The organism is Methanobrevibacter sp., assembly GCF_045126245.1.
In the GTDB taxonomy this organism is placed as follows: Archaea; Methanobacteriota; Methanobacteria; order Methanobacteriales; family Methanobacteriaceae; genus Methanocatella.
The window spans coordinates 1-6950 of the sequence record NZ_JBGVOG010000027.1 but is presented as its reverse complement, the minus strand read 5'-3'; the positions used below and the strand labels follow the sequence as shown (position 1 = coordinate 6950).

9 protein-coding genes and 2 rRNA genes are annotated in these 6950 nt (G+C 37.9%); 5 read left to right on the top strand and 6 right to left on the bottom strand.

Translation table 11 applies throughout. The features are described from left to right. The 4 genes from ACJMLZ_RS02060 to cgi121 all read left to right on the top strand — a co-directional run. A 23S ribosomal RNA gene (locus ACJMLZ_RS02060) occupies nt 1–126 on the top strand; the annotation flags it as partial. Between the two features lie 134 nt (nt 127–260). Then, nucleotides 261–378 (top strand): 5S ribosomal RNA (rrf, locus tag ACJMLZ_RS02055). A 90-nt stretch (nt 379–468) separates the two neighbouring features. Then, nucleotides 469–1938 carry a (R)-citramalate synthase gene (locus ACJMLZ_RS02050; protein ID WP_405303717.1) on the top strand — a complete coding sequence of 490 codons (1470 nt, stop codon included), beginning with the start codon at nt 469–471 and terminating at the stop codon, nt 1936–1938. 7 nt (nt 1939–1945) lie between these two features. Beyond that, a complete protein-coding gene (gene cgi121 / locus ACJMLZ_RS02045) occupies nt 1946–2437 on the top strand; it encodes a KEOPS complex subunit Cgi121 (protein ID WP_405303716.1) in 492 nt (163 codons plus the stop codon). Here cgi121 and ACJMLZ_RS02040 read toward each other — a convergent pair. The 5 genes from ACJMLZ_RS02040 to ACJMLZ_RS02020 are packed head-to-tail and all read right to left on the bottom strand — an operon-like array spanning nt 2421 to nt 6358. Continuing rightward, nucleotides 2421–3380, bottom strand: a complete 960-nt coding sequence (locus tag ACJMLZ_RS02040) for a DegT/DnrJ/EryC1/StrS family aminotransferase (RefSeq protein ID WP_405303715.1) — start codon at nt 3378–3380, stop codon at nt 2421–2423. The two genes, cgi121 and ACJMLZ_RS02040, sit on opposite strands and share 17 nt — an antisense overlap. 1 nt (nt 3381) lies before the next feature. Beyond that, nucleotides 3382–4554, bottom strand: coding sequence for a hypothetical protein (locus ACJMLZ_RS02035; protein WP_405303714.1), 1173 nt, complete (start codon nt 4552–4554; stop codon nt 3382–3384). Between the two features lie 47 nt (nt 4555–4601). After that, nucleotides 4602–5528, bottom strand: coding sequence for a glutamine-hydrolyzing GMP synthase (gene guaA / locus ACJMLZ_RS02030; RefSeq protein WP_405303718.1), 927 nt, complete (start codon nt 5526–5528; stop codon nt 4602–4604). 1 nt (nt 5529) lies between these two features. After that, complete coding sequence (locus tag ACJMLZ_RS02025) at nt 5530–5793, bottom strand: hypothetical protein (RefSeq protein ID WP_405303713.1); 264 nt, start codon at nt 5791–5793, stop codon at nt 5530–5532. Beyond that, complete coding sequence (locus tag ACJMLZ_RS02020; protein WP_405303712.1) at nt 5786–6358, bottom strand: GMP synthase subunit A; 573 nt, start codon at nt 6356–6358, stop codon at nt 5786–5788. The genes ACJMLZ_RS02025 and ACJMLZ_RS02020 overlap by 8 nt, the downstream gene beginning before the upstream one ends. A gap of 152 nt (nt 6359–6510) precedes the next feature. On the opposite strand from ACJMLZ_RS02020, the gene ACJMLZ_RS02015 reads away from it, so the two are divergent. After that, nucleotides 6511–6654: a hypothetical protein gene (locus ACJMLZ_RS02015; protein WP_405303711.1), complete on the top strand. Its 144-nt coding sequence runs from the start codon at nt 6511–6513 to the stop codon at nt 6652–6654. Here ACJMLZ_RS02015 and ACJMLZ_RS02010 read toward each other — a convergent pair. After that, the coding region (locus ACJMLZ_RS02010; RefSeq protein ID WP_405303710.1) for an NAD(P)/FAD-dependent oxidoreductase at nt 6648–6950 on the bottom strand (303 nt) is incomplete at its 5' end. The two genes, ACJMLZ_RS02015 and ACJMLZ_RS02010, sit on opposite strands and share 7 nt — an antisense overlap.

The window sequence follows — 6950 nt, the reverse complement described above, 5'->3', positions numbered from 1 at the left end:
TCCCCTGAAAATAGATTGCTTAGGACGCGAGTAGAAGACTTGTTTGATGGGGTAGGGATGTAAGCTTCGAGGTTTTTTTCCGAGTTGTTGAGTCCGCTGCTTCCAATTGTTCGCTTGCATTATTTTAATTGTTAGTAGACTTATATTGAACTTATTCAAGTGATATATAGTCTAATAATAATTTGGTTAGGTGTTAACAGTAAGGGTGAAAGTGGCACTAATTATAATTTATTTTTCATACTCATATGTGATAGAGTAAGTATTGCGGTCATAGCATGGGGGTTATACCTGGTCTCGTTTCGATCCCAGTAGTGAAGTCCTTTTGTGTTTTGTTTGCGTACTATGGTTTTCTATGGGAATTTCATTTCGCTGCAAGCTTTCTCTATTACAATCATTAATCTTTTTCTTGTTTTTCGTATTATTTTCATTCAACTTAATAACAGTATTGCATAATTTTAGGTGATTTTTTTGAATATTAAAGTCTTGGATACTACTTTACGTGATGGGGAACAGACTCCTGGTGTTTCTTTAACTCCAAAAGAGAAGTTAAGAATTGCAAATAAATTAGATGAAATCAAGGTAGACTATATTGAAGCGGGATCCGCTATCACCTCAGAAGGTGAAAGACAGTCAATTAAAGAAATCACCCGCCAAGGATTTAATGCTGAAATTTTAAGTTTTTCAAGACCATTGACTGTTGATATAGATTATTGTTTGGACTGTGATGTTGACGGTGTCAATTTGGTTGTTCCGACATCCGAGTTGCATATCACAGATAAGCTGAACACTGATTTTGAAAATCTTCTGGAATTGTCCAACAATGCTGTTGATTACTGTAAAGATCATGGTTTGATTGTTGAACTGTCTGCTGAAGACGCTTCAAGAAGTGGTGTTGATTTTTTAAAGTCAGTATTTGACAATGCAATTGACCATGGTGCTGACAGGGTCTGTGTATGTGATACTGTTGGTATTCTAACACCCGATACATCTTATGATTTATTTAGTCAATTTAGGGATTTGTCTGTGCCGATTGCCTGCCATTGCCATAATGACTTTGGTCTTGCGGTTGCAAATACCCTATCCGCCATCAAGGGAGGGGCATCTGAAATTCATACAACCATTAACGGAATTGGCGAGAGAGCCGGAAACACATCTTTTGAAGAGTGTGTCGTCAGCATAGACAGATTGCTTCCTGAGTTTTCAACCGAGGTCAAGATAAATGAGATATATGACATATCCAAATTGGTAGCCAGGTTGACAGGTGTGTATATTCAGCCAAATAAGGCAATTGTTGGAGAAAATGCTTTTGCGCATGAATCAGGAATTCATTCAGATGGAATCATTAAGAATTCCGCCACTTACGAGCCTATGACTCCTGAACTTGTCGGGCGTAAACGCAAGTTTGTCATTGGAAAGCACATGGGAACCCACGGTTTGAACAATAGGCTGAAGGAGTTGGGGCTTGATGTTGATAAAAACCAGCTTCAGCAGATTTGTGACAACATTAAGGTTTTGGCTGATAAGGGCAAAACTGTTACAGATGTGGATTTGCAGGTTATTGCAGACAACGTTTTGGAAATCGACCATGAAGACAGAATAAGGCTCGATGAAGTCACTATTGTGTCCGGCAATAAGGTGATGCCTACTGCATCCGTCAAAATAACTGTCGACGATGAAGAGATTTTAAATGCTGGCGTAGGTTTAGGTCCTGTGGATGCTGCAATCAATGCACTAAAATCCCTGGACATATTCAAGGACATTGACCTTATTGAATACCACGTAGACTCAATTACCGGTGGAACTGATGCATTTATTGACGTAATCATCAAGCTTCAAAAAGGAGATAAGGTCGTTTCCGCTCGCGGTACAGAACCTGACATTATCAATGCAAGTGTAAAGGCTTATGTTGCAGGTGTTAACAGGCTGCTTAGGGATTAGTGTTATTATGCATATGGATAATTTAAGGATATTGGGTTTTAGGGCAAAAATCGATTCGGTCGCAGATACCCTCAAAACTATTGATTCAATAAAAAAGGATGGAGAAATCATACAGCTTCTGAATGCTGATGCCATTGCCGGTGAAAATCACATAATCCATGGAGTCAACCAGGCGTTTCTTGCCTTTGAACGCGGTGAAAACCTGGCAAAGGACATCAGTGTTGAAATTGTATTGAGATGTTCTGCACAGCGCCAGATTTCTAAAGCTTTTAAAATTCTGGGTTTAAGGGAAGGTGAAATGAATCTATGTGCAATCCTAATCAATTGTGATGATTACACTTGCGAACTGTCTAATCATTTCACTTTGGATGATGGTGTTTTAGGTTGTGACACAGAAAAATTAATTGAGATTTATGATATCTCTCCGGTTGAGTTGGTAAACAATTCTGCTGATGAGGTAATGATTGACAGAATTACAAAACTTAATGTAGATTATTAGCTTTCAGTTCATTTATTATTTTTTCAATATTTTGTTTTTCAAGGCAGTCGTATGAAAGATTTTTCAGTTCAATTGCAATGGCTTTTGTTTTCACACGATTGTAGTTGGGGCAAGTTGTTATGAATCCGCTTTTATCGATGGGCAGTGACCTTTTCAAGTTCCAACTTATTTCCTTTGCATCATCACTCGGAATAATTACATTGACCCCCCTTTTATTTTTATGGATTGCCTTATTCATACTATTTTTTAGATGCTTTGTTGCATTTAATGAAACTTCCAGATTTTTTCTAACTAAATCAAGTTCACTATCTATACCACTACATACAATATTATTAGTTTTACTTAATTTTTGAGGCATTTTGCTTTTTTCAAAAACTTCTTTATCATTGGTTGAGATTAATCCTCCACTTCCGACATTGACCATCTTCGGCGAGCCTGTTGATGCGATGATGATATCTGAATAGCTTCCGTTTGCAAGTTTGTTTTCATTGTCCCCTATGCCTGCTGATGCATCTTCGATGGTGGTGATGCTGTTGCTTTTGCAGTATTTTGATATTGCCTTTGTATCCTGCTCTGCGGTGTATCCTGCGAAACTTGTAAAAATCAGTGCTGAATTTTCCTTAATGTCCAGGTCATCCATTTCGGTTGGGTTGATAAGGCCCAAATCAGTTTTTACAGTAATTATATTTTTGTTTAGGTATTTTGCAATCTGTTTAAATCCATGCCATCCGCCCTGATCAGGCACGATAATGTCTCCTTCAATTGCTGATAGTGCAATGAATATGCTGTTGTTGCCGCTTGAGGTTACTTTTGCAAATTCATGTGAAGTCAGTTCACTGATTTTATCTTCGCATTTGACTTCAAAGTCATCGCTTATTTCGCCTTTTGCAACTTTTGACATTATCTCAAGTGTCTTTTTGGAAGGTGTTTTGAATTTAAACATATTATCCTCTTTTAAAGTACATATCTAATGTGGTTTGTTTTGTGTGAAGCATTTCATTAAGCAATGTTCCATTTTTTACAAATCTCCTGATTGGCAGTCTGAGTTTGGTTCCTGCATATTTCAAGCTGTCTTCCAAGGTTTCAAATTCAAGATATGGATTTGCCATTGCCTCTTTAACATTTTCCCTAACATTGAAAACGCCTAACGGAATGTAGTCTTCATATGCTTCCCTTAAAATTAGGACGCCGGACTGTCTTTTGATCTTTTCAAGATAATCGAGAACTACCATTTTCGCAGTATAATAACATCCTCCAACTCTGGAGTATTCTTTTTTGCCGGCATTGGTTTCATAATCTGAAAACATCAACTCTTCATTGTTTATCAATTTGATGAATGCCTCATACCATTCATATTGCCATTCGGTTGGTGTTAAAATGATAACATAGTAAGTGTTCAATGCTCCGAATTCGAAAACCCTGTATGTGTCTATTATTTCAAATTTTCGGACTTCTTTTAGGAATTCGTCTGCCAGTGTCGAATCGCATGCGGTAATTGACCAGCGTGTTGGAACCAGTTTCCTTTTGTTTTTTGTTCCGATTGCACCCACTGAAAATGCCTTCTGCATCGCTGAGAACGGAACTTCCTTGTTGTGCAGGTTGACAACCGCATCAACTGCCTTCAAGTCAGTATCATAGAATGTCTTTTCAAGCTGCCTGTCCCATCTTACCGCATCGATGTCGAACTTTTCAATGACTGCACTGGGACCGTGGGGGGTGCTGTCCTCTGTAAGCATTGACCCTGTTGGCCTGCGCCCGAATGTGGCTTCGCTGTCGATTGATTTTGATGCAAGGGATATGTCCTGCAGCTTTTCAACGAAGGGGTTTTCCAAATCATCAATTCTGATCAGTTGCTTACCCCGTACAAGATTCATCCTATAGTTGATGATTTCTTCCTGGGTCTTGTTTTGGCCAATCCAGTCTTCAGGAGAGTCCATGATGTGTGTATCTCCCATCTGTGAGCTCATCATGGGTCCGGCATAAACCTTGGGATAGGACCAGCGTCCGATGAAAACTGATGGTGGTGTGGTTCCTTCAAGATTTTTTCCAACTTTAACAGACTTCATCTGGATTTGTTCTGTCAGCTTGGCAAGATATGCATTTTTTGTGGTTTTCATAATTTTCTAAAAAAAGTAAAAGTAAATACTATTGGTTAGAATAGTATTTAACAGAATTCGATGGTTGCAGGTGGCTTATCACTGATGGATAAAGCAACGTGTGTCACTTCGGAAATTTCGGAAGTGATTCTTTTTGAAATGGTTTGCACTACTTCCCATGGAAGTTCAGCAACTGATGCGGTCATTGCATCGATTGAGTTGACGATTCTAACAACAACCAAGTATCCGAAGTCCCTTTGGTCTCCTTTAACACCTGTAACTTTGGTATCGGTTAGAACAGCAAAGTATTGCCATACTTCCTCATCAAGTTCTGCCTTTTCAACTTCATCGCAAACGATTTTGTTAGCTTTTCTACAAATTTCAACGTTTTCTCTTGTTAAATCACCAACGACACGCACCCCAAGTCCAGGCCCTGGGAAAGGTTGTCTGTAGACGGTTGTTTTTGGAAGTCCCAGTTCGTCACCTATTTCTCTTACTTCATCCTTGTACAGGTCGCGGATAGGTTCGCAGAGTTCCAGTTCCATTCCGTTCGGAAGAGCAAGGTTGTGGTGGGATTTGATTTCACCTTTGGTTTCAATCCAATCCGGTGCGATGGTACCCTGTACCAAGAATTTTGCATCGGACTTTTCAGCTTCTCTTTCAAAAACGTCAATGAACACTTTTCCAATGATTTTTCTTTTTTCTTCAGGATCTTCAACGCCTGCAAGGGCATCCATGAACTCATCGGAGGCGTCAACAAACTTGAAATTCAATCTGTCTTTAAAAGTGTTGGTTACTTGTTCAACTTCACCTTCTCTTAAAAGACCGTGGTCTACAAAAACAGCAGTCAAATTATCTCCGATGGCTTCCTGAACAAGAACTGAACATACTGAACTGTCCACCCCACCTGATAATGCGATAATTGCTTTTTCATCACCAATTTGGTCTTTTATCTTTTGGATTGCATCTTCAATAAATTCTTTAGGACCTAACATTTTATTCCTCATTTTCATCAGCTTCGTCGTAATCTTCAATAATCTGTTTAATCATTGCTTCAAGACCATTGTCATTGCCGGATTCAATGGCTTCAAAGATATCTTCATATTTAACAAATTTTTCCAATTTAACGGATTTAGCTCCAATTCCGGATATTCTAAATCCATATTCTTCATCACCGATAGGGATGTTGATATATTTTCTTTTCAAACCAGCTTTATTGTCTTGCGCTTTTGTTGCTAAGTCTTGTGGATTATCAATCATTATTACACCTTTCTTGACAGATTTTATAAAAGTTTTCAAAAATTATTGATCCTTTAGGGGTATGATGCACTTCGGGATGGAATTGGATTCCATAAACATCCTTATCATTATGCTTAAAGGATTCAACGTCACATAAGTTTGAACTGGCGAGTATTTCAAAATCATCAGGGATAGTTTTAACCTCGTCCTTATGTGAAGACCAAACATCCATTTCCGGAGCCAGTTGGTCAAATAAGTTTTCATCATTATTAATGTTTATTTTAACTTGAGCATAACTTTCGGTTTCGGAGGTAGTAACTTCACCGCCGTATGCCTTTGCAATCAGTTGATGTCCAAGGCAAATTCCCAAAATCGGAATATCAAAGTGTTTGATGTATTCTTCACTGTTTCCAGCACCTTCAATGGAAGGTCCTCCGCCCAATATCAGTCCAATCGGATTTTTAGCTTCAATTTCTTCAATGGACAATGTATTGTCAACCAATTCAGAGGGAATTTTGAGATACTGCAAACTCCTTTGAATTCTATGGTTGTATTGTCCTTTATTGTTTATAACTAGAATTGTCATTTTATGCTCCATTAAAATATAATAATATTATTTTTAGTTTTTTTATATATTATATTTAACTATGGATTGGGACAAAATTTTAAAGAATGAAAAAAATAAGTTTTAAGATTTCTCTTAAAGTTTATATATTACCTTAAATAAATTTGAATTACATGGAAATTAGAGATTTGATATTTATAATAATTGCAATTTTTGTAGCAGTGATATTGCTTAAATTGTTCATGTGGCTTTTGCCGGTCATTGTAGTGTTGTTAATTGCATTTTTCATTTACATGTACCTGCAGGAACACTACTGATTCTTTTGCTTAATGTCGGTATATGCTGAAGTTGCAGCCACTGCACCTTCACCACATGCTACAACCCACTGTTTTAAACCAACGCACACATCACCAATTGCGTAAACATAATCTATGTTGGTTTTTTGTTCTTTATCAACGATAATGTGGCCTGTTTGATCCAAAGTCACTCCCAATTTTTCTGCAAGCTCTGTGTGGGGATTGTATCCGACGCTTATGAAGACTCCGTTTGCCGGAATTTCGGTTAATTTCCCTGTTTTTGTATCTTTTAGTGTGACTGATTCCACAAGCATGCT